The organism is Bacteroidia bacterium (genome assembly GCA_025056095.1).
Lineage (GTDB): Bacteria > Bacteroidota > Bacteroidia > JANWVE01 > JANWVE01 > JANWVE01.
The window spans coordinates 1-620 of the sequence record JANWVW010000382.1 but is presented as its reverse complement, the minus strand read 5'-3'; the positions used below and the strand labels follow the sequence as shown (position 1 = coordinate 620).

General features: G+C 42.1%; 1 protein-coding gene. It reads left to right on the top strand.

The annotated features are described in order from the left end of the window. Window positions 1–372 (top strand): hypothetical protein (locus NZ519_14110; protein ID MCS7029886.1); only part of this gene is annotated, 372 nt, incomplete at its 5' end. Window positions 373–620 lie beyond the last annotated feature (248 nt).

Sequence of the window (620 nt, the reverse complement as noted above, 5' to 3'; positions counted from 1 at the left end):
ATTCCGCACTGCGCTTCGCTTCGGTGCTTCGCTAACGCTTCGCACTGCCTAACGGCATGCTCCATGCCCCTCACGCAGATGACCTATGCAGTTATGTCTTTACCTTGTTTGAGCTTGAAGTACAATTACTTACAAGCTAAAACTTTGCATAAAGTATTTAAGGTTGAGTTATATGAGCCATGCAGGAGTAAAATGTTACAAATGCGGGGCATAGCCGATGTAGGGCATTCGGTTGTGAACGGAACACCCCAAAAATTAACCTTCAACCACTTTGGAACTGTCTTTTATGCAAAACAGAATAGGCTTACACAAAAAAATAGCCGCAAAGACAAAACCTTTGCAGCGGTCGCAGTTCCACAATGGTTCGATTAACACATGGAGGATTGACGCCTCTTTCTACCCACTGCACTTGCGTGTGTCGCAGTTCCACAATGGTTCGATTAACACAAGACTAAAATTAAAATTTTTGTTTATGGCGACGCTGTGGTGTCGCAGTTCCACAATGGTTCGATTAACACTCCCAAATTTTGACCACAAAAATATGCAATTGCTGCAAACTACGCAATATTTTTTTTAAAAAAATATCTGCCATCAGACTTCGATCGTTCTGACAAAATGAC